The 21,802-nt window shown below is 37.7% G+C and carries 24 protein-coding genes and 2 tRNA genes; 23 read left to right on the forward strand and 3 right to left on the reverse strand.

Annotated features, from left to right (window positions below; all coding sequences use genetic code 11):
* The first annotated feature begins 67 nt into the window (after window positions 1–67).
* From NP781_RS22990 to NP781_RS23100, 23 genes are all read left to right on the forward strand, one after another.
* Window positions 68–1,279: a resuscitation-promoting factor gene (locus tag NP781_RS22990; RefSeq protein WP_009374180.1), complete on the forward strand. Its 1,212-nt coding sequence runs from the start codon at window positions 68–70 to the stop codon at window positions 1,277–1,279.
* Between the two features lie 220 nt (window positions 1,280–1,499).
* Window positions 1,500–2,066, forward strand: a complete 567-nt coding sequence (gene rnmV, locus NP781_RS22995; RefSeq protein ID WP_004229206.1) for a ribonuclease M5 — start codon at window positions 1,500–1,502, stop codon at window positions 2,064–2,066.
* Window positions 2,059–2,940 (forward strand): 16S rRNA (adenine(1518)-N(6)/adenine(1519)-N(6))-dimethyltransferase RsmA, encoded by an 882-nt coding sequence (rsmA, locus tag NP781_RS23000; protein WP_257520907.1) that lies wholly within the window; start codon window positions 2,059–2,061, stop codon window positions 2,938–2,940. Before rnmV ends, rsmA begins: the two co-directional genes overlap by 8 nt.
* Window positions 2,941–3,097: 157 nt before the next feature.
* Window positions 3,098–3,358 carry a biofilm formation stimulator Veg gene (gene veg / locus NP781_RS23005; RefSeq protein WP_004229199.1) on the forward strand — a complete coding sequence of 87 codons (261 nt, stop codon included), beginning with the start codon at window positions 3,098–3,100 and terminating at the stop codon, window positions 3,356–3,358.
* Between the two features lie 113 nt (window positions 3,359–3,471).
* Entirely contained in the window at window positions 3,472–3,651 is a 180-nt protein-coding gene (locus tag NP781_RS23010; protein WP_004229193.1) for a small, acid-soluble spore protein, alpha/beta type, read from the forward strand.
* 220 nt (window positions 3,652–3,871) lie between these two features.
* Complete coding sequence (ispE, locus tag NP781_RS23015; RefSeq protein WP_009374181.1) at window positions 3,872–4,738, forward strand: 4-(cytidine 5'-diphospho)-2-C-methyl-D-erythritol kinase; 867 nt, start codon at window positions 3,872–3,874, stop codon at window positions 4,736–4,738.
* A 56-nt stretch (window positions 4,739–4,794) separates the two neighbouring features.
* Window positions 4,795–5,628 carry a pur operon repressor gene (gene purR / locus NP781_RS23020; RefSeq protein WP_004229190.1) on the forward strand — a complete coding sequence of 278 codons (834 nt, stop codon included), beginning with the start codon at window positions 4,795–4,797 and terminating at the stop codon, window positions 5,626–5,628.
* On the forward strand, window positions 5,625–5,999 hold the full coding sequence (locus NP781_RS23025) for a RidA family protein (RefSeq protein ID WP_004229189.1): 375 nt from the start codon (window positions 5,625–5,627) through the stop codon (window positions 5,997–5,999). The genes purR and NP781_RS23025 overlap by 4 nt, the downstream gene beginning before the upstream one ends.
* A 220-nt stretch (window positions 6,000–6,219) precedes the next feature.
* Window positions 6,220–6,522 carry a septation regulator SpoVG gene (spoVG, locus tag NP781_RS23030; protein ID WP_004229187.1) on the forward strand — a complete coding sequence of 101 codons (303 nt, stop codon included), beginning with the start codon at window positions 6,220–6,222 and terminating at the stop codon, window positions 6,520–6,522.
* Between the two features lie 261 nt (window positions 6,523–6,783).
* Complete coding sequence (glmU, locus tag NP781_RS23035) at window positions 6,784–8,154, forward strand: bifunctional UDP-N-acetylglucosamine diphosphorylase/glucosamine-1-phosphate N-acetyltransferase GlmU (protein ID WP_257520908.1); 1,371 nt, start codon at window positions 6,784–6,786, stop codon at window positions 8,152–8,154.
* 24 nt (window positions 8,155–8,178) lie between these two features.
* Window positions 8,179–9,138: a ribose-phosphate diphosphokinase gene (locus NP781_RS23040; RefSeq protein WP_004229183.1), complete on the forward strand. Its 960-nt coding sequence runs from the start codon at window positions 8,179–8,181 to the stop codon at window positions 9,136–9,138.
* Between the two features lie 253 nt (window positions 9,139–9,391).
* Window positions 9,392–9,988: a 50S ribosomal protein L25/general stress protein Ctc gene (locus NP781_RS23045; RefSeq protein WP_221683396.1), complete on the forward strand. Its 597-nt coding sequence runs from the start codon at window positions 9,392–9,394 to the stop codon at window positions 9,986–9,988.
* Between the two features lie 148 nt (window positions 9,989–10,136).
* Window positions 10,137–10,703 (forward strand): aminoacyl-tRNA hydrolase, encoded by a 567-nt coding sequence (gene pth, locus NP781_RS23050; RefSeq protein WP_257520909.1) that lies wholly within the window; start codon window positions 10,137–10,139, stop codon window positions 10,701–10,703.
* A 241-nt stretch (window positions 10,704–10,944) separates the two neighbouring features.
* Window positions 10,945–11,172 carry an anti-sigma-F factor Fin gene (locus tag NP781_RS23055; RefSeq protein WP_016993788.1) on the forward strand — a complete coding sequence of 76 codons (228 nt, stop codon included), beginning with the start codon at window positions 10,945–10,947 and terminating at the stop codon, window positions 11,170–11,172.
* A 138-nt stretch (window positions 11,173–11,310) separates the two neighbouring features.
* Window positions 11,311–14,823 (forward strand): transcription-repair coupling factor, encoded by a 3,513-nt coding sequence (gene mfd, locus NP781_RS23060; RefSeq protein WP_221683398.1) that lies wholly within the window; start codon window positions 11,311–11,313, stop codon window positions 14,821–14,823.
* A 309-nt stretch (window positions 14,824–15,132) separates the two neighbouring features.
* Window positions 15,133–15,669 (forward strand): stage V sporulation protein T, encoded by a 537-nt coding sequence (spoVT, locus tag NP781_RS23065; RefSeq protein WP_004229174.1) that lies wholly within the window; start codon window positions 15,133–15,135, stop codon window positions 15,667–15,669.
* A gap of 158 nt (window positions 15,670–15,827) precedes the next feature.
* Window positions 15,828–17,450 (forward strand): putative polysaccharide biosynthesis protein, encoded by a 1,623-nt coding sequence (locus tag NP781_RS23070; protein ID WP_257520910.1) that lies wholly within the window; start codon window positions 15,828–15,830, stop codon window positions 17,448–17,450.
* 9 nt (window positions 17,451–17,459) lie between these two features.
* A complete protein-coding gene (gene mazG, locus NP781_RS23075) occupies window positions 17,460–18,920 on the forward strand; it encodes a bifunctional methyltransferase/pyrophosphohydrolase YabN (RefSeq protein WP_257520911.1) in 1,461 nt (486 codons plus the stop codon).
* 4 nt (window positions 18,921–18,924) lie between these two features.
* On the forward strand, window positions 18,925–19,215 hold the full coding sequence (locus tag NP781_RS23080; protein ID WP_004229169.1) for an RNA-binding S4 domain-containing protein: 291 nt from the start codon (window positions 18,925–18,927) through the stop codon (window positions 19,213–19,215).
* Between the two features lie 147 nt (window positions 19,216–19,362).
* Window positions 19,363–19,662: a sporulation protein YabP gene (yabP, locus tag NP781_RS23085; RefSeq protein ID WP_004229167.1), complete on the forward strand. Its 300-nt coding sequence runs from the start codon at window positions 19,363–19,365 to the stop codon at window positions 19,660–19,662.
* Window positions 19,659–20,150 (forward strand): spore cortex biosynthesis protein YabQ, encoded by a 492-nt coding sequence (gene yabQ, locus NP781_RS23090; protein WP_131522610.1) that lies wholly within the window; start codon window positions 19,659–19,661, stop codon window positions 20,148–20,150. The genes yabP and yabQ overlap by 4 nt, the downstream gene beginning before the upstream one ends.
* Before the next feature lie 17 nt (window positions 20,151–20,167).
* Window positions 20,168–20,572 (forward strand): FtsB family cell division protein, encoded by a 405-nt coding sequence (locus tag NP781_RS23095; RefSeq protein ID WP_048395333.1) that lies wholly within the window; start codon window positions 20,168–20,170, stop codon window positions 20,570–20,572.
* Between the two features lie 134 nt (window positions 20,573–20,706).
* Window positions 20,707–21,135 carry a S1 domain-containing RNA-binding protein gene (locus NP781_RS23100; protein ID WP_004229154.1) on the forward strand — a complete coding sequence of 143 codons (429 nt, stop codon included), beginning with the start codon at window positions 20,707–20,709 and terminating at the stop codon, window positions 21,133–21,135.
* Window positions 21,136–21,221: 86 nt separating this feature from the next.
* Here the strand turns inward: NP781_RS23100 and NP781_RS23105 are convergent, their stop codons facing one another.
* The 3 genes from NP781_RS23105 to NP781_RS23115 form a co-directional block, all read right to left on the reverse strand.
* On the reverse strand, window positions 21,222–21,473 hold the full coding sequence (locus NP781_RS23105; RefSeq protein WP_202342951.1) for a hypothetical protein: 252 nt from the start codon (window positions 21,471–21,473) through the stop codon (window positions 21,222–21,224).
* Between the two features lie 165 nt (window positions 21,474–21,638).
* Window positions 21,639–21,710 (reverse strand) — tRNA-Glu (locus NP781_RS23110).
* 4 nt (window positions 21,711–21,714) lie between these two features.
* Window positions 21,715–21,791: transfer RNA gene (locus tag NP781_RS23115), tRNA-Met, on the reverse strand.
* Window positions 21,792–21,802 lie beyond the last annotated feature (11 nt).

Below are 21,802 nucleotides of genomic sequence, written 5' to 3' on the forward strand. Positions count from 1 at the left end.
ACTTTCGGGTTGACAGTGCCAAAACTAGTCCGTATAATCCAACCTTGTATTAAGGAGGCGTTTTTTCATGTCAAATAATTCCATGAAAAACTTGTTCTTAGGATCATTGAGGAGTAAGCAAACAGTGATAAGAATTATTTCACTTGTCCTGTTTGTGTCTGTAATCTCTTTCGTGCTTTATCAGGGTACGAAAAAATCCGTTAAGCTTGAAGCAAATGGAGAAACAATCGAAGTATCAACACATGCCAAAACTGTAGAACAATTATTACAAAATCAAAATATAGATATAGCAGAGCATGACAAAATTTCACCCTCTCTGAACACCAAAATTGTTAATGGATTAGCAATTACATGGGAACAGGCAAAAGAAGTAACTATTTCAGTTGATGGAAATCAGTCAAAAGTTTGGACAACTGAAACACTTGTGAAGGACATTTTGAAGGAAGCAAATATTAAAGTATCTGAACATGACTCTTTAGCGCAAGGTCTAGATACTGAACTAGGAGCAGAAAACAAAATCGATATTCAAAAAGCGTTTCAAGTAGCGCTTGTCGATGGCGTAAATAAAAGACAAGTATGGTCCACTTCGACTACGGTCGCTAACTTTTTAAAACAACAAGGAATTCAGCTAAATGAATTCGATCGTGTCGAAAATAACCTGGAGAACGTTATTACTCCGGAGAGTAAAATCACAGTAGTTCGCGTAGAAAAGGTTATCGATGTAGTGGAAGACTCTTTAGATTTCGCAGTTGAAAAGAAGCAGGATGCTTCATTGCAAAAGGGGAAACAAAAAGTAGTAGCAACGGGCGAGAAGGGTTCGGTTTCTCGTACGTATGAGGTTGTCAAAGAAAACGGTAAGGTTGTGGCAAAAAACCTGCAATCTGAGAAAGTATTAAAAGAGCCGAAGAAACAAGTGGTTGCAGTAGGCACAAAAACAATCGTTGCAAGTGCAGCAACTGTGTCACGTGGTTCTGCAGAGCCTGCTAACGGTAAAGAATTTTACGTAACGGCAACAGCATATACACCATATTGCAACGGTTGTACTGGTACATCAGCAACTGGTATAAACCTACGTTCAAATTCTGGCTTGAAGGTGATAGCAGTTGACCCTTCTGTTATTAAGCTAGGATCAAAGGTTTGGGTAGAAGGCTATGGAACTGCTATAGCTGGGGATACTGGTGGGTCAATTAAGGGTAATAAGATTGACATACTTGTACAAACAGATGCTCAAGCACGTAACTGGGGACGTAAGAAAGTGCGCGTTAAAGTATTAAATTAAAAAAATTGTAAAATTAATCAAAATGTTTTTCACAAATGGAGCTTTCCTGTTTTGACTGGCGGGAAGGCTTCTTTATTATTTTTTAGCAAATGATGCTGTAAGGTATGTAGAGAGTAAGTTGAATAAGATAAGCTCATCTGGACCTTGTATTCCTGTACAAATCGTATAGAGCAGTTGTAAAATGGTCAGAAGATAAGGTAGATAGAAAAGAGGAGCCTTTTTGCAAATTAAAGAAATTATTGTTGTTGAAGGAAAAGATGATACGACAGCTATTAAACGTGCTGTACAAGCAGATACTATAGAAACAAATGGATCTGCAATTTCTGAAGAAACGTTAAAGCGAATTCAGCACGCCCAAGAAAAACGTGGAGTTATTGTATTTACTGATCCAGACTATCCAGGACGTCGAATACGGGCCATTATCGAGGAGCGTGTAAAAGGGGTGAAGCATGCCTTTTTACCAAAAGCGAAAACGATTGCTAAAAACGGTAAAGGGTTAGGGATTGAGCATGCTGCTGATGAGGATATACGTGAGGCATTACAACATGTCTATACCCCTATACATGAGGTGCTAAACAAAGAGGTAATTACACTGGAAGATTTAATGACTGCTCGTTTAATTGGACATCCACAAGCAAAGCAGCGTCGTGATAGACTAGGGGAAATCTTAAATATAGGTGCTACAAACGGTAAACAACTTCATAAAAGATTGAAAATGTTTCAGATTACAGAGGAGCAATTTGGTGCGGCTATCGCACAGTTAGATCAGGAGGAAAATGATGCATAAGGATATTGCGACACCAATTCGAACACAAGAAATTTTAAAAAAGTATGGGTTTTCATTTAAAAAAAGTTTAGGTCAAAACTTCTTAATTGACCCGAACATTTTGAGAAATATAGTGAGTCACGCCAATTTAACTGAGAATAGTGGCGCAATTGAAGTTGGTCCTGGGATTGGGGCATTAACTGAGCATTTGGCGAGAAGCGCTAAAAAGGTAGTTTCCTTTGAAATTGACCAACGTTTATTACCTGTACTAGAAGATACGCTTAGTCCATATAATAACGTGTCTATTATTCATTCTGACATACTTAAGGCAGATGTGGAGAAAGTAATTGCAGATGAGATGCCAGGTATTGATGATATTATGGTTGTAGCAAATTTACCGTATTATGTAACGACTCCAATTTTACTGAAATTACTCAATGACAGATTACCGATCCGTGGTTTTGTTGTGATGATGCAGAAAGAGGTAGCAGACCGTATAACGGCTAAGCCAGGGACGAAAGAATATGGTTCATTATCAATTGCAATACAATATTACGTGAAAGCAGATATTGCGATGACAGTGCCAAAAACAGTTTTCATGCCTCAACCTAACGTCGACTCTGCAGTAATTCGCCTTATCAAGCATGAGGAACCACCGGTAAAAGTAATAGATGAGGATTTTTTATTTGTTGTAACGCGTGCCTCATTCGTTCAGCGAAGAAAAACAATCTATAATAACCTGCAATCTGGTTTACCAAATGGAAAGGCACAAAAGGATCACATTTTACAGGCATTAGAGCTAGCGAATATTGAGCCAACTCGCCGTGGAGAAACACTTTCAATTCAAGAGTTTGGGAAATTAGCCGATGCACTGCATCCTGTTTTTGTAAAGTAAAAATTTTTGTTAACAATTTTTCGGATATGTAAAAAAATATATATTTTTTTATAAAAAATAAGTTGACAAGATTTATAAGAGGCTGATAAAATATTATATTTTGTTGACATTTTTGGGCCATTAGCTTATACTTGTTATTAGTGAGGTGTAAGCGAAAATGCCAAAAACTTTAGCGGACATTAAAAAGTCGTTGGATTGTCATTTGGGTAAACGTTTGCAATTAAAAGCAAACGGTGGTCGCAAGAAAACGGTTGAGTGTGCAGGGATACTACGTGAGACATATCGCGCCATCTTTGTAGTAGAGCTCGATCAAGAAGACAATACGTGCAAGCGCGTATCGTATAGCTACACAGATATTTTAACTGAAGCAGTAGAGATTACATTTTTAGACGAAGCAAAGGCTGCTGTCGCAAAATAGTTTCTAGTACTTATTTCTATATTTTAGAAACACTCATGTATATTTAAAATACATGAGTGTTTTGCGTTTTCACGGGCATACTAAATTCGTCAGTTGTTAAAGGAGGAGTTTATATGCCTAGAAAAGGTATCATGTCACCTCGTTTAAAAGAAGAGATCGCAAAAGAACTTGGATTTTATGATGTTGTGCAAAAGGAAGGCTGGGGCGGCATAAAAGCTCGTGATGCTGGTAATATGGTCAAACGTGCCATAGAAATGGCTGAACGGGCAAGTAGTGAGCAAGAGCGTAAGTAGGCTGTTTTTGCTAAAATAGTCATCTTATAAAGTTTCATTCAGCAGGGATGAAAATCCTTACTGACACAACAAATACAACTGACGAGAGAGAGCCGTTACTCCGAATAGGGTAAACGGTTCTTTTTTTCCATTTTCGTATTCTCAATATGGTAAAATAAAATGAATAATCTTGCGCGAAAAAAAGAACTGTTTATACGTGTAGCTATAAGGAGGAAGAAATATGCTTTATGTAAAGGCGCCTGCAAAAATCAATTTAACATTAGATGTACTTTATAAAAGACCCGATAATTTTCACGAAGTGGAGATGGTTATGACAACAGTCGATTTAGCTGATCGTATCAGTCTTGAATCTCGAGAAGATGGTGTTATTCAAATCACTTCAACAGATAATTTTGTACCAAATGACCATCGTAATTTTGCTTATCAGGCAGCGCGTCTCATTAAAGATACATATGGCATTAGACAAGGTGTATCCATTACGATTGAAAAGGAAATACCCATAGCAGCAGGACTCGCAGGAGGTAGTAGTGATGCAGCTGCAACATTAAAAGGGCTAAATGAACTGTGGGATTTAGGTTTATCAATAGATGAATTAGCGGAGCTTGGTGCTAAAATTGGTTCGGATGTTTCGTTTTGTGTTTACGGAGGCACGGCACTCGCTACAGGGCGAGGCGAAAAAATAAAAGAATTACCAGCTCCACCTAATTGTTGGGTTGTACTAGCTAAGCCTAAAATTGGTGTGTCGACAGCAGAAGTTTATGGGGGTCTTAAGGTTGAAGGACTGCAACACCCCAATACACAGCAGATGATACAAGCTATAGAGACAAAAGATTATGAGCTATTATGTTCATCATTAGGAAATGTTTTGGAAACTGTAACATTTAAGCTACACCCAGAAGTTGTGATGTTAAAGGAACAAATGAAGCGCTTTGGGGCAGATGCTACGTTAATGAGTGGAAGCGGTCCAACTGTATTTGGGCTTGTGGATAGTGAAGCTCGTGTAAGTCGCATTTATAATGGTTTACGTGGTTTTTGTGAGGAAGTTTATGCAGTACGAATTTTAGGTGAGCGAAATACGCTTGCTTAGAAACGCAAATTTGTGTTAATTTTACCTATAAATATTCGTGTTTAGGAGAGGGTCGCATGAAATGGAAGCGTAGTGAACGACTAGTTGATATGACGTACTACTTACTAGAACATCCACATCAGCTGATCCCGCTAACTTATTTTTCAGAACTATATCAATCTGCTAAGTCATCCATTAGTGAAGATTTAACGATTGTAAAAGAAACTTTCGAAGAAAAAGGAATCGGGTTATTGATGACAGTGCCGGGTGCTGCAGGAGGAGTAAAGTATATTCCGAAAATGTCCGAGGCTGAAGTACGTTTAGTGATTCAAGATTTAAAAGCAGAGTTAGAACATTCAGATCGATTGTTACCAGGTGGATATTTATTTATGACAGACCTGCTTGGAAACCCAGATTTAATTAATCGTGTAGGGAAGGTCTTTGCTTCTGCCTTTGCAGATCAACAAATCGATGTCATAATGACAGTAGCAACTAAAGGGATATCCATCGCCCATGCCATCGCAAGACATTTAAATGTACCAGTGGTAGTTGTGAGAAGAGATAGTAAAGTAACGGAAGGTTCTACAGTAAGCATTAACTATGTATCTGGTTCTTCCAGAAGAATTCAGACAATGGTATTATCAAAAAGAAGCATGAAGAGTGGACAACGTGTATTAATTACGGACGACTTTATGAAGGTCGGCGGTACAATGAATGGCATGAAAAACCTCTTAGAGGAGTTTGACTGTCAGCTAGCAGGCATTGCAGTGCTTGTGGAGGCTGAGCATGCGGACGAAACATTAGTAGATGATTATTATTCACTTGTAAAGCTTCATGAAGTTAATGAAAAAGATCGAACAATTGCATTAAGTGAAGGTAACTATTTTTCTAAAAGGGGACATGACAAATGAAAGTAGTAGCAACAACAAATGCACCAGCAGCAATCGGACCATATTCACAAGGTATTATTGTTAACGGAATGTTTTATAGCTCTGGTCAAATTCCATTAACAGCTACAGGTGATTTAGTGGAAGGCGATATAACTGTACAAACAAATCAAGTATTTGCTAATTTAAAAGCGGTTTTAGCGGAAGCTGGAACTTCTTTAGATAATGTTGTGAAAACAACGGTCTTTATGAAAGATATGAATGACTTTGTAGCGATGAATGAAGTTTATGCAAATCATTTCGGTGATCATAAACCAGCTCGTTCAGCTGTAGAGGTAGCCCGTCTTCCGAAAGATGTAAAAGTAGAAATCGAAGTAATCGCAATCGTAAAATAATTAAAACTTGTTAAGCTCACTAAAAAGATCCTTTATTCTTTTTAGTGGGTTTTTTTACGCTGACAAACAATTGTCAAAAATTACGTATATAAGAAAAAATATTATTCTAATAAGTATTCAAATTTTTTAGAAAATTTGATAGACTATGAAAAGGAAAATATTCGGTAATTGAGAATATGATATTTTCATTTAGGCATCCAAGAAGAGAGGTGGTGAGAAAATGGAAGTTACTGATGTGAGATTACGTCGGGTACAGACGGATGGTCGCATGCGTGCGATTGCTTCCATTACACTTGATAATGAGTTTGTTGTTCACGATATTCGTGTCATTGATGGAAATACTGGTTTATTTGTAGCTATGCCTAGTAAACGAACACCAGATGGGGAGTTTAGAGATATTGCTCATCCAATTAATTCTGATACTCGAAATAAAATTCAGGAGATCATTTTAAACGAGTATCATAACTCTAGTGAAGTAGAGGAAGCTGGTAAAGAGGAAGAATTAGAGGGAATCGGTGTGTAATAAATAGTAAATAACTTACTTTTTAAGGATATGTTACAAACTGATGGTAAAAAAGATAGGAAGAACTCTTCTAGTTGGAAGGGTTCTTTTTATTTTGATAAAAAGATAATATGAGCAATTTCAGGATATACTTCATGACATTCGAGCATAAGGTGCATTGGATTTAGGAATTCATGTTTTTGTCAACTCTACATGCCTTGAAAATAGATGAATTTTGCTATATAGTCATAAGAGAAAATGAGCGTATTGGAGGACTTACTGATGAGCAATGTTTTTGCTGTCATTTTGGCTGCAGGTCAAGGTACACGTATGAAGTCCAAATTATATAAAGTGCTCCATCCAGTATGTGGGAAACCAATGGTACAACATGTGGTGGATCATATTCAGACGTTAGATGTGAATCGCATTGTAACGGTTGTCGGACATGGTGCTGAAAAAGTGCAACAACAGCTTGGTGAAAAAAGTGAGTATGTGCTGCAGGCTGAACAACTAGGTACAGCGCACGCTGTGCAACAAGCAGAGGCCATTTTAGGTAATGAAGAAGGTACAACGTTAGTTGTATGTGGAGATACACCACTAATTCGTCCTGAAACAATGCAAGCTCTATTCGAACATCATCATGCAAAGAATGCTAAAGCAACTATTTTAACTGCAATTGCTGAAAACCCAACTGGCTATGGCCGTATATTACGTGGCAATAACGGACAGGTGGAGCAAATTGTTGAACAAAAAGATGCTTCAGCAGAGCAGCAATTAGTAAAAGAAATAAACACAGGCACATATTGCTTTGATAACAAATTATTATTTGAAACATTGAAACTTGTGAAAAATGATAATGCGCAAGGTGAATATTATTTACCAGATGTCATTGAAATTTTACAAAAGCAAGGTGATATTGTTGAAGCATATGTCACTGATGATTTTGAAGAAACACTAGGTGTTAACGATCGTGTGGCTTTGTCACAAGCCGAGACATTAATGCGTACAAGAATCAACGAGAAACATATGCGGAATGGTGTAACAATTATCCATCCTGAAACAACGCATATTAGTGCAGATGCAGTTATTGGGCGTGATACGGTGATTCAACCTGGCTCAATGATTGAAGGTGCTACTGTGATCGGTGAAGATTGCATTATCGGTCCAAATACTCAAATCATAGATAGCCGCGTTGGTGATCGTACAACTATACATTCTTCAGTTGTCCGTGAAAGCACTATTGCAGAGGATACTGCTATTGGGCCATTTGCTCATATTCGACCACTTTCAGACATCGGTAGTCATGTGAAAATTGGTAACTTTGTAGAAGTGAAGAAAAGCAAGCTAGATAATGGCTCGAAAGTTTCACATTTAAGCTATATTGGCGATGCCGAGATCGGTAGTAACGTCAATATTGGTTGTGGTTCCATTACAGTAAACTATGATGGAAAAAACAAGTTCAAAACGATTATTGAAGATGATGTATTTGTAGGATGTAATACTAACTTAGTAGCGCCAGTGAAAGTTGGAAAAGGTTCATTTATTGCAGCAGGTTCTACAATTACAAAAGAAGTTCCTGAAGATGCACTTGCCATAGCTCGTGCAAGACAAGAAAACAAACCGAATTATGTAAGCAAATTAAATTCAAAATAATTATCAACTAAACAGGAGGCCATCATGCCGTATCATTATGCAAACTCACAATTAAAAATATTTTCACTTAATTCTAATAATCCATTAGCTCAAGAAATTGCGCAGGAAATGGGCGTAGAATTAGGTAAATCTTCTGTTAAGCACTTCAGTGATGGAGAGATTCAAATTAGCATTGAAGAAAGTATTCGAGGTTGTGATGTGTTTATCGTGCAGTCTACTTCTGCACCTGTAAACGAACATTTAATGGAGCTTTTAATTATGGTAGATGCAGTTAAACGTGCATCTGCTCGTACAGTAAACGTTGTAATGCCTTATTATGGTTATGCACGCCAAGACCGTAAAGCAAAAGCGCGCGAGCCAATTACAGCTAAATTAGTGGCAAACCTACTTGAAACTGCTGGTGCAACACGTGTTATCGTATTAGATTTACACGCACCTCAAATCCAAGGTTTCTTCGATATCCTAATCGACCACTTAATGGCAGTACCATTACTATCTGATTACTTCAAATCTAAAGGTATTCCAGGAGATGAGATCGTTATTGTTTCACCAGATCATGGTGGGGTAACACGTGCTCGTAAAATGGCTGAACGATTAAAAGCACCGATTGCAATTATTGACAAACGTCGTCCGAAACCAAACGTTGCGGAAGTGATGAACATTGTTGGTAATGTTGATGGTAAAGTGGCAATCTTGATTGATGATATTATTGATACAGCAGGTACAATTACGATTGGGGCAGATGCGTTACGTGCTGCTGGTGCAAAAGAAGTTTACGCTTGCTGTTCACATCCTGTATTATCTGGTCCAGCAATTGAACGTATTGAAAACTCTGCTATTAAAGAATTAGTAGTGACAAATACAATTCAGCTATCAGACGAGAAAAAATCTCCAAAAATTACAGAGCTTTCTGTAGCTAAATTAATGGCGGATGCTATCTCTCGCGTTTATGAAAATAAATCTGTAAGTACTCTATTTGATTAATAAATATTGTAAGTATAAGACCAATCTACTCTTTGAGTAGATTGGTCTTTTCAATATAAATTAGGCACTATTTTATCAAGGCGAAGAAATAGATGAGTGTTTTATGTGTGAGCCTTCTCACAAAGGGGTATAATAATAATGTGTCTTAATAATATTTACTCTACCTTAAACAAATAGAGCTAAATATTATCATAGCCTACAACGAATTATTGTTGAGGCGTAAATAATTTTCTTGGAAGGGGAATAAAGAAGTATGAGTACAGTATTAAGTGTTACAAAGCGCGAAACTGGGCATCGTTCAACATTAACCCAACTTAGAAAAGGGGGAGCCATTCCTGCAGTTATTTACGGCTACAAAGTAGATTCAACCCCAATTTCTATTGCTGCAAAAGATTTTAAAAAGTCCATTCAAAAAAATGGGCAAAATAGTGTGTTTTCGCTAGAGTTAGAGGGGAAAAAGGTGAATGCTGTTGTGTCAGAGATTCAGCAATGTTCATTGAAAGATGAAGTAAATCATATTGACTTTTTAGCCATTAATATGGCGGAAGAGCTAGAAGCTGATGTCCCGATTAAATTACTTGGACAGTCAGTTGGCGTGAGTGAGGGCGGTATTCTAATGCAGCCTAACTTAGAATTAAAAGTAAAAGTAAAGCCAACAGAGTTACCTGAATCAATTGATGTGGACATTTCATCGTTGAAAATTGGGGAATCCCTAACAGTAGCAGATATTCGCGATGCTACACCTGTTGAAATTATTAGTGAAGATGATTATATGTTAGTAACAATTGTGGCACCTGTTTCTGTAGAGGAAGAGGCTACAGAAAGTGAAGAAGGGCAAGAGACAGTATAAAAGTAATTGACGCTTAAGGCTAATAAGAAGGCTATAGCTTTCTTGTTAGCCTTATTTTTTTATGCCTTTTAATAATTGTACAAAATGCTTTCTAGGTGTGCTATATGGTAAAATAATGACTATTAGATTTGAAAGAAGAGAGGTACTTATGAAAATTATCGTTGGTTTAGGAAACCCAGGTAAACTGTATGAGCATACAAGACATAATATTGGCTTTGATGTTATTGATGCGTTAGCAGAAAAATGGGGAACACCTTTAACAAATTCAAAATTTAACGGGATGTACACTACTGTACATCGACCAGAAGGAAAGGTTCTACTTGTTAAACCATTAACATATATGAATTTATCAGGGGAATGTGTTGGTCCCCTAATGGACTATTTTGACATAGAGGTAGAAGATTTAGTTGTCATTTATGATGACTTGGATTTAGAGACAGGTAAATTACGTCTGCGACAAAAAGGGAGTGCAGGTGGTCATAACGGCATTAAATCGTTAATTCAACATTTAGGTACTCAGGAATTTAATCGTATTCGAGTGGGCATTAATCGTCCGCCAGCGGGCATGAAGGTAGCAGACTATGTTTTAGCTAAATTTTCGAAGGAAGACCAAGTTCTTATGCAAGACGCCATTGTAAATTCTGTAAACGCTGTTGAAGCATCTCTTTCAAAGCCGTTTCTTGATGTGATGAATCACTTTAACGCAAGCAAATAGATGGAAGTAATAAAATTTCTGTTAAAGTTTTTGGATAATTGGCATGGTGTAAGGTGAGTAATGAACTGCCTTACACTATTATTACAGCTAATACTTGTAGTGAATAGTCTTAGCTACAGGTAAAAATTAATTCTCTAATTTTCAAGTTATTACAATGATGATGACAGTGAAAAGTGCATAATCCTTTTTATAAATGTCTATACTTTAAGTAGAAAGTTGCTTAAAGGAGGATGATTTGGAGATGTCAGTTCGCTATCGATGTCGGCATTGTGAAGTAGAAATAGGGACACTACCATTTGATGCAGATGATACAATTCGAAAGTTGCATATTTTCGAATTAGGAGAAGCGGATGATTATGTTGAGAAAGATCAACATGGTCAAACGACTGTGCACTGCATTTGTGAGCAATGTGAGGATTCGCTGAGACAATATCCAGATTATCACGCACTCAATAAATGGATTCAATAATTGGAAGGATGCTTTGACACACTTATGTGTGTTCAAGGCTTTTTCCATTTCATAAAACAGCCATTAATAGAGATATGTAAAATAACACTAGAATAATAGAAATAAAAATATAGAATTTATGCTGAAAGGAGCTTGACTGTGGAGGTTTTACGACAGCTTGTGTCGCAAGATAAACATATTACATCATTTTTAAAGGAAATTCAGAGCGGTCAAACTGCATCACAGCTTATAACAGGTTTAACAGGAAGCGCACGCCCAGTAATGGTTGATGTGTTATTTGAATATGTAAAGAAGCCAATCTACATTATCTCTCCTAATCTATTGCAGGCACAAAAAATGGCGGATGAGCTTGTTGGACTATTAGGTGAGGAACATGTTCACTATTATCCTGCGGATGAATTTATTGCAGCCGATCTTTCTGTGGCTTCACCAGAACTTCGCGCGGAGCGAATCGCGACGCTCGATTGCTTAGCTAGAGGTGAGAAAGCCGTATATGTAATACCTGTGGCTGGTCTACGTAAAATAATGCAACCAAAAGAACACTGGCTACACTATTTTTTACAAACCGCATTAGGCGAAGATGTTGAAATTGATAAATGGTTGCAAACATTAGTTGAGATGGGCTATGTACGGAATTCAATGGTGACATCACCTGGAGAGTTCGCATTACGTGGAGGAATTTTAGATATTTATCCACCTTATTTAGAATCACCAATTCGTATTGAATTATTTGATACAGAGGTTGACTCCATACGAACATTTTCAGCAGATGACCAACGTTCTATTGATAAATTACAAAAAATTCGTATTCTCCCTGCTTCAGAGGTCATTCTTACAAAATCAGAAAGACAGGCATTAGCAGACCGTTTAGAAGTGGCATTAGCAGCCAGCCTAAAGAAGGTTAAAAAGCAGGAGACAAAAGAACTTCTGTATCAGCATATTCAATATGATATTGAGTTGCTACAACAAGGGAATTTACCTGATTATGTAAACAAGTATGGCTCATTATTATACGATAAAACAGCCTTTTTAGGAGATTACTTTGAACATGATGGTATTGTACTTTTTGACGAGCTTGGACGTATTCAAGAGGTAATGGATGCATGGGAGCGTGAAGAAGATGAGTGGTTTTTATCTTTAATCGAAGAGGGAAAAATGGTTCACGATGTCAAACCTGCCTTCTCATTAAAAGAAATATTGGCGATGTTGTCACAACAAAAGCTTTCATTTTCATTGTTTTCGCGAACATTTGCAGGGATTACGTTTAGTAAAACAACCAACTTTTCTTGCAAGCCAATGCAGCAATTTCATGGACAAATGTCCTTGCTTCAAAGTGAGGTTGAACGCTGGTTACTAGGCAAATTTACAGTTCTCATCATAGCAAGGGATAAAGAACGAGTGAAAAGAGTTCAGCAAATGCTTGAAGAATACGATATTCATACAACAATAGGTGAGCCAACAGAACCTGGTATTTATATTGTAGATGGTGGCTTGTCGAGTGGCTTTGAATTGCCCCTACAGCGTTTAGCAATTGTAACAGAAGACGAGCTCTTTAAACAGCAGGTAAAGAAAAAAACACGCACACAAAAAATGACCAATGCTGAACGTATTAAAAGTTATACGGAAATTAAGCCAGGTGATTATGTTGTACATGTTCATCATGGGATTGGTAAATATATTGGAGTAGAGACATTAGAGGTTAATGGTACACATAAGGATTATCTGCATATTCGATATCGTGCAGACGATAAATTATATGTACCTGTTGAGCAAATAGACTTAATCCAAAAATATGTGGCGTCAGAGGATCGAGAACCAAAGCTACATAAATTAGGTGGAGCAGAGTGGAAAAAGGCGAAAGCGAAGGTATCCTCTGCTGTACAGGATATTGCGGATGATTTAATAAAGCTGTATGCAAAGCGTGAAGCAGAGAAAGGGCATGCTTTTACACCTGATAACGATGACCAGCGTAATTTTGAAGCAATGTTCCCCTATGAAGAAACAGAAGATCAACTACGTTCAATTGTTGAAGTAAAACGAGATATGGAACGTGAACGCCCTATGGACCGTTTAGTCTGTGGTGATGTAGGCTATGGTAAAACAGAGGTAGCCATTCGTGCCGCATTTAAGGCTATTCAAGATGGAAAGCAAGTGGCATTCCTTGTCCCTACAACCATTCTAGCCCAGCAACATTATGAGACTATTCGTGAGCGCTTTCAGGACTTTGCCATTAATGTTGGATTGTTATCTCGCTTCCGTTCGAAAAAGGAGCAAACAGCAACATTAAAAGGCTTAAAAGAGGGCCGAGTCGATATAGTTATTGGAACACACCGTATTTTATCTAAAGATTTAATTTTCCAAGACCTTGGTCTGCTAATTGTGGATGAAGAGCAACGTTTTGGTGTGACGCATAAGGAAAAAATTAAGCAGTTAAAGACAAATGTCGATGTCTTAACTTTAACAGCTACACCAATCCCAAGGACACTTCATATGTCCATGGTAGGGGTCCGAGATTTATCTGTTATTGAGACGCCTCCTGCTAATCGTTTCCCAGTTCAAACATATGTGATGGAGCACAGCGGTGCATTAGTACGAGAAGCTATTGAGAGGGAAATGGCACGTGGCGGACAAGTATTTTATTTGTATAATCGGGTAGAGGATATGGCTCGAAGGGTTGAGGAGATTCAAGTGCTGGTCCCTGAAGCACGGATAGGCTTTGCTCATGGAAAAATGACTGAGTCAGAGCTAGAATCAGTGATTTTAGCCTTTTTAGAGGGCGACTATGATGTGCTTGTTACGACAACGATTATCGAGACAGGTGTCGATATACCGAATGTAAATACATTAATAGTCCATGATGCTGATCGCATGGGCTTAGCCCAGCTCTACCAATTACGCGGGCGCGTTGGACGTTCTAACAGAGTAGCCTATGCATATTTTATGTACCAACGCGACAAAGTTCTGACAGATGTAGCGGAGCAACGTTTACAAGCAATTAAAGAATTTACAGAGCTTGGCTCAGGCTTTAAAATTGCGATGCGAGATTTATCTATTCGGGGCGCAGGAAACTTACTTGGAGCGCAGCAACATGGCTTTATTGATTCAGTTGGCTTTGATTTATATTCACAAATGCTTCAGGATGCCATCGCGGAACGTCAAACAGGCGTGAAAAAAGAAGAAAAGCCAGATATTGAAATTTTGCTGAGTATTGATGCCTATATTCCAGACGCTTATATTCCAGATGGTTATCAAAAGATCCAAATGTATAAACGAATTAAAGCCATGGATCAGGTGGAGGAGTATGACGAAATCAGGGAGGAATTAGAGGATCGATTTGGCGATCTTCCAATTGAAACAGAGCGTTTACTTCGAATAGCACGAATGAAAGTTTGGGGCTTAGGTGCGGGAGTAGTATCTGTAAAGGAGAAGCAAAAACTTATTACAATACTATTATCAGAACGAGGGACGGCAAGTGTCGATGGCAGTAAGATTATTGAAGAATCGATGAAATTCGAGCGTGCTGTTGGTTTTGGTATGGATGGCATGCAGTTAAAATTAACAATAGATGAACGCAAGATTGGGAAATATCAACCCTTTGATATGTTGGAAGAACTAATGCAAATTATTGATAATGCAAAAAAGCAGCAATAGTAGTTAAAAGGCTCTTCTTATCTTTTACTGTAAAAGATAAGAAGAGCCTTTTTCATGTTGATTCAGTAATCACCATCTCTCTCATATTTGCTCACAGGAATAATGGAATTTTTCCAATATTTTTATGAATTAATTATAGAAACTTATTACTTGGGTAATCTAATAAGGAGTTGATTGATGTAATACCGTTTTTTGAAAAAAATTGATGGTTGTGAAATCCTTTTTCTTCAGTTTTTGCATAGATTGCTCAAATAAAAACCATACTATCATTGAATAAAAATTTCATTGTAGCGAAAGCGAGGCATTAGAATGAAGGCAACAGGAATTGTTCGTCGTATTGATGATTTAGGGCGTGTAGTTATTCCAAAAGAAATTCGTAGGACGCTACGTATTCGTGAAGGCGACCCGCTTGAAATTTATACGGACCGTGAAGGCGAAGTCATTTTAAAAAAATATTCTCCCATCAATGATTTGGGGGAATTTGCAAGAGAATATGTTGAAACACTTTATGAAACAATGGGCACACCGGCATTTGTCACTGACCGTGATGAAGTAATCGCTGTTGCAGGGATTGGGAAAAAGGAATATATAAATCGTCGCATTACGTCCTTTGCGGAAAGCTTTATGGACGAGCGCTCCACAAAAATTGAAAAAATGGAGACAACGATTGAAATTGTCCCTGGACAATATGAGCAAGTGAAATCATATTGTGCGACACCTATAATGGTGAATGGTGATCCTATTGGCTGTATTATCGTCTTGTCTAAAGTACACTTTGTTGGTGAGGTAGAAGTCAAGGTAGTGGAAACAGCTGCAAACTTCTTAGCAAAACAAATGAATAGTTAATGCATGGAAAAGTTATTGCGATGACCTTTAAGGCTGAACAATAACTTTTTTGCGTACATAAAGATGAATCGTTATAGGAACAGTAGTGCCACCTTGCACGTCAAACTTTTGAGATATGCTATACTATTGGCATTGTTAAGAAGGAAAGAGGGCAATTTATGTCGCAACGTTTTGGTATGAAAAGCTACATGAAGGGTGCCGCCTTATTGACGATAGCAGCCCTTATTGTAAAAGTTCTTAGTGCCATTTACCGTGTGCCTTTTCAAAATCTAGTAGGTGATGAAGGCTTTTATATCTATCAACAGGTATATCCAGTTATTTCAATCTTCGTTGTTTGGACATCTAGTGGCTTTGCTATAGCCATTTCTAAAATGCTTGCAGACAATGATTGTATTGTTGATACAATAGAACGTGATGAAAGACGTCGTACTATAACACAGGTAGTTTTCAGGTATTTAACGGTATTATCACTACTGTTTTTTGCCATTTTATTTGGAGGTGCTGGAAGGATTGCCTATTTGATGGGAGATATTCAATTAGCACCACTTATTCGTACAGGCTCCTTAGTAGTATTGGTTATGCCAGCGCTGGCTATTTTAAAAGGTAGCTTTCAATCTAGAGCAATTATGGAGCCCATTGCTTATGCCCAAGTACTTGAACAAACAGTGAGAGTAACTGTCATATTAGCAGGTACCTTTCTTATTATGACAACGACGAAATCACTTTATGGTGCAGGAAGAATGGCTGTTATCGGTACAGTAATTGGAGAAATTACAGCATTGTTATTACTTGCTTATATCTCGCATAAACGATTTGGTCTACTGCAAGTTAAACAGCATCTACATCGTAATTCAAGTTTACCTATCATTAAAGAGGTCACATGGCTGAGTTTGAGTGTCAGTATGAGTGGTCTACTACTACTCGGCTATCAATTGGTCGATTCATTTACAATCTATTCTTCATTAATTGATAATGGCATGACTCCTACAATAGCGAAGGAAACGAAAGGGATTTATGATCGAGGACAACCGTTAGTTCAACTAGGTGTTGTCATTGCATCCTCATTGTCGTTGGCCATTGTGCCACTTGTCGCCCATTTGTCGAAAAAACAAGCGGGACGGAGTGCAGTGCCATTCATACAATTAACATACAAAGCATCCGTCCTGTTCGGCTGGTCTGCAGCACTAGGCTTAATGCTAGTTATGCCTTATTTAAATGAAATGCTTTTTAAAACCAATTCCTTATCGGAGGTATTGATTGTCTATGTATTTCAAATTGTCCCTTTGTCAATTATCCTTACATTTACAGCGATCTTACAAGGCTATGGGAAATTAAAAAAACCTGCGTTATTTCTTATAATCGGTTTTCTAATAAAAATGATTTTAAATGTACGATTAATTGGTGGATTAGGTGTACTAGGAGCTGCCATCGCTAATGATATAGGATTATTATTATCAGCAACCTTGCTAATTATTTATTTAAAAACATTGACTGGCATTCAATTAGCTTCGGGCGCATTTTATAAAAAGGTAGGTATAGCCTCTTTCAGTATGACAATCGTCGTTCTTATATGGTTACAGCTAGTATCGTCCTTTTTAAATCACCTGATGTCTTCACGTATAATAGCCATGGTGGCGGGTTTGACAGCAGTATCTATTGGGGCGTTTGTTATGCTAACAATTATTGCAAAGAAAAGAGTACTAGTAGAAAAAGAATGGTATTTACTGCCGTTTGGACGTAGAATGGCCGTTTATCAACTTTGGCTAAATTCAAAGAAGTAGGTGTAAATATTGAATACATTATCAATTATTGGTTTAGGTGCAGGTGACTTTAATCAGCTGCAAATGGGTGTTTATAAAAAATTAAAGGCTGCAAAAAAATTATATGTACGGACAGTGGATCATCCGGTTTTAGAGGAATTAGCAGCAGAGGGTGTGGCATTCGAAAGTTTTGACAATGTGTATGAAAAACACGATACATTTCAACCTGTTTATGCGGAAATAGCTGATTATCTTATGAAAGCTACCGCTGTTGAGGATGTTATGTATGCTGTGCCAGGGCACCCATTAGTTGCAGAGCAAACAGTGCAATTACTTATTGCCGCAGCAAATGAAGGGAAAATTGAGCTAGTCATTGAAGGTGGTCAGAGTTTCTTAGATCCCATTTTTGGTGCCTTAAAAATCGATCCAATTGAAGGCTTTCAATTACTTGATGGTACTAGCTTTTCAATGCATGAAATTAACATGCGTCAGCACATCTTGATTGCTCAAGTATACGATACATTCAGCGCATCAGAAGTGAAGCTGACGTTGATGGAGAAATATGATGATGAGTATCCTGTGACAGTTGTGACAGCGGCTGGATCTTCACAGGAACAGATTGTCACAGTGCCGCTCTATGAACTCGATCAAAGTGTAGAAGTAAATAATTTAACAACAGTCTATGTACCACCTGTAAAATCACAGGAGGAGTCATTAAGAGATTGGACAACATTCCGCCAAATCATTGCAACGCTGAGAGGCCCAAATGGCTGTCCTTGGGATCAAAAGCAAACACATGAGTCGTTGAAAAAATACTTACTTGAAGAAGCACATGAATACTTGTCAGCGGTTGATGCTGAAGATGATTTTGCCATGATTGAGGAACTTGGCGATGTGTTGTTACAAGTATTTTTACATGCACAAATAGGAGAAGATCAAGGCTACTTTACACTTGAAGATGTGTTAGCTTCAATTAGTGAAAAAATGATTCGTCGCCATCCACACGTTTTTGGGGATGTTGCAGTAGAAGATGCGGAGGGTGTTGTGGCTAATTGGGAGGCCATCAAGGCTGAAGAAAAGGGAACTAGCGATAAACCGTTATTAGGCGAAGAGTATAGAGCATCTTCTGCTTTACAAACAGCCTACAATTATCAAAAAAGAGCAGCACAAGTGGGATTTGATTGGCCAGATGTGGAGGGAGCTTGGGATAAATTTACCGAGGAATGGCAGGAATTTCGCCATGAGGTGACGAAAGGCTCTAATGCGTCCCGTCTTGATGAATTTGGCGATGTATTGTTCACATTAGTAAACTTAGCACGTTTCTATAAAATATCACCAGAAGAAGCCATGCTACATGCAAATGAGAAATTTGCAAGACGTTTTGGCTATGTTGAGCAACAGGTAAAGGCAAGTGGAAAACCATTTTCCGATTTTACATTAGAACAATTAGATGCATTTTGGAATGAAGCAAAGCAACTAGAAAAGGAGTAAGATTATGAGATTAGATAAGTTTTTAAAAGTGTCACGTTTAATAAAACGCCGTACTTTAGCCAAAGAAGTGGCCGATCAAGGACGTATTACAATCAATGAAAAGATTGCAAAAGCAAGTAGTACAGTGAAAGCTGGTGATGAGCTTGCTATCCGTTTTGGTCAAAAAATAGTAACGGCACGTGTAGAAGAAATACGTGATACTGTGAAAAAAGAAGATGCAGCAAAAATGTTTACCATTTTGAAAGAAGAACGACTTGAAAAGATTGAGCCTGAATTTATTGATGATGAGGAATAAAGCTAAATTTATTTTCTGGCCCTCCTCATGTTGTCCCGCCTTTCTTTTTGTAGGTGTAAATATTACACAACTTAAATAAAGTTGTCATTCTTTGAAGGTTGTCCGCATAAAGTGAACAGAAGCTAGGACGACTAAAGGAGGAAAAAAATGACGCTACATCAAGAAAGTAATCGTTACACAATTCCATCTGGAGAGCATATTTTAACGATTCGTAATCGTAAAAGAATGGACATGACTTCTGTAAAATCAATTGAACGCTTTGATCAGGAAGAGTTTTTCATTAAGACGTCCCAAGGGCACTTGTTAATCCGTGGAGAGGAACTGCATATCGTTCATTTAGATGTTGACAAAGGATTATTGACACTTGAAGGAACTGTAAAAACTTTACAGTACGACGAGGAGGAAAGTGGCTTCTCGAAAGGTTTCCTTCATAAGTTATTTGGATGATTGTCAGTGAACAATTTTATCAATTAATTGTCATGGTTTTGAGCGGTATAGCAGTTGGTTTCATAATTGATAGTATAAGGCTCATTGTTTTTTCAACTCCAAAAAGGTCAAGCCTTCGAAAGTGGATGATGGTTGTTGAGTTAATAACGTGGATTCTACTTGGAGGGTTGACATACTATTTATTATTTTGGCTAAAAGATGGCGCTTGGCGGGCTTACGACCCGCTAGCGCAAATAGCCGGAATTTTTTTGTATCAATCATTTTTTCAAACCTTTTTACGTTTCGTTGCTAGAATTTTGGTGAATATAACATGGAGACCCTTTTGGTTCATAGTACGCTTCATAATTACGATTATTCGACAAATTTTGCAATTATTAATAAATATTGTTATGTTTGTTATAAGACCTTTTGTCAAAATTTATTCGTATTTGTCCTACACTTTTTTTAAAAAATTACGATATTTGAAGTATAATAAAAAGCAACAATAATTATCGGAGGTGCGGACATGACTAGACGTCATTCATCAAATGATGAATCCCAAAACTTCACTAAGCTTGATAATGACTATGTCCGTAACACGGATAGAGCTATAAATCGCAAACAACAGGCTCGAAAACGTAAGATGCGTCGTATTGTCTTTTTTGCGATTGTACCAGTCATTATTATTGCTCTTCTCTTAAATGTGCTGTCACATCAGAATGAAACATTAGCAGCAAAAGAGAAATCCAAGGAAGAAGCGAATCGGCATCTCACTGAATTGAAAGAAGAACAAGATACATTAAATCTTAAAATCAAACAATTGCAGGATGATGAATATATCGCAAAGCTATTAAGAAAAGAGTACTACTTATCGGAAAAAGGTGAGATTATTTTCATCATTCCAGATAAGGAAGATAAAAAAGACGACTGAAAAGCTATGTATTGTTGACACTCTTTTATTGTTATATATAATGAAAAGAGAAGCTTATTGCAGTAAAAAGTTTGATTAAATTGATTACATGGCTCAAAAGAGTCGCTTAATTTTTAAGGAGGAGCATTTTTTTTATGTCAATTGAAGTAGGCAGCAAGGTACAAGGTAAAGTAACAGGAATCACAAATTTTGGAGCATTCGTTGAGCTGCCAGATGGCAAAACAGGCTTAGTTCACATTAGTGAAGTTGCTGACAATTATGTAAAAGATATCAATGAGCATCTAAAAGTTGGAGATGAAGTTGAAGTAAAAGTGATGAATGTTGAAGCGGACGGAAAGATTGGTCTTTCAATCCGTAAAGCAAAGCCTCAAGCTGAAAGACCAGAGCGTCCAGCACGTCCACGTCGTGATAATCGTTCTAATGATCGCAACGAACGCCACCAGCCAAAAGAAAATTTTGAGCAAAAAATGGCACGCTTCTTAAAAGATAGTGATGAACGTCTAGCAACACTTAAACGTGCTACAGAATCAAAACGCGGAGGTCGCGGAGCTAGAAGAGGGTAGTTTGCTGACTGTTTTAATCGTAGAAAAAGTGTATGAAATAGAGTTGGGAGTAGCTTTTTAAAAAGCTACTCCCTTTTTTAATATACCTATAAAGTAGAAGAAGGTCTCTTTTTCTTTTTTGTGGGTGTTATTGTTTTTTCATCGGTAAGACTAATGGATTCTTTCTTTACTGGATGGATAACCATTTTGACAAGTAAAGCAACACCATATACACTCACAGCTAGTCCACCAAGCAATAAGATTATTTGAACAAAAAACGGTAAGTTTATTAGAATTGAAATAAGAATAATCATTGAGCCACTTCCACAAATTAAAGCAGCTTTTGTTAATGCACTCAAGGGAATTAAACCTCCTAAAAACGCTGTTTTTACTAGTATGCCATACTTTTATATTCTGTCACATAGCTTTACTTGAGCGGACGGATAGAATTTGCAAAGAAGTAGATAGATGGTTAAATTAAAAATAGGTATCTCAGAATCTAGTTCTGAGATACCTATTTGATATGACCCGTACGGGATTCGAACCCGTGTTACCGCCGTGAAAGGGCGGTGTCTTAACCACTTGACCAACGGGCCTAAATGGTGGCGGCCGAGGGGATCGAACCCCCGACCTTACGGGTATGAACCGTACGCTCTAGCCAGCTGAGCTAGGCCGCCAAATTTAGAAA

This window comes from Lysinibacillus sp. FN11 (assembly GCF_024628845.1).
GTDB classification, from domain to species: domain Bacteria; phylum Bacillota; class Bacilli; order Bacillales_A; family Planococcaceae; genus Lysinibacillus; species Lysinibacillus capsici.